The organism is Pseudomonas sp. 2822-15, from assembly GCF_002742515.1.
Lineage (GTDB): Bacteria > Pseudomonadota > Gammaproteobacteria > Pseudomonadales > Pseudomonadaceae > Aquipseudomonas > Aquipseudomonas salomonii.
The window spans coordinates 1-241 of sequence record NZ_LJRY01000406.1 but is presented as its reverse complement, the minus strand read 5'-3'; the positions used below and the strand labels follow the sequence as shown (position 1 = coordinate 241).

The 241-nt window shown below is 40.2% G+C and carries 1 protein-coding gene; it reads left to right on the top strand.

Annotation, left to right across the window (positions count from 1 at the left end; all coding sequences use genetic code 11):
- Nucleotides 1-100 precede the first annotated feature (100 nt).
- Nucleotides 101-241, top strand: a 141-nt coding sequence (locus AOA59_RS33735) for an HTH domain-containing protein (protein ID WP_143522876.1), incomplete at its 3' end; no start/stop codon positions are given.

The following is a 241-nucleotide window of genomic DNA, read 5'->3' as shown; positions in this document are numbered from 1 at the left end:
TTTTTTCGCATATCATTGGGCCGTGACACAACAAAAGAAGAGATTAGAGAAACAGCCCACAAAATCATATTATGTATTGAAGAGAAAGAGGGAATCAAGCATGTCAGATAAACGAAGATTACACGGAGAGGAACGTAGGAACAAAATCATATCGTTGTTACAAGAGTCCTCTTCCCCTTTAACCGGCGGAGCTTTAGTAGACCAGTTGAATGTAAGTAGGCAGATCACCGTTCAAGATATC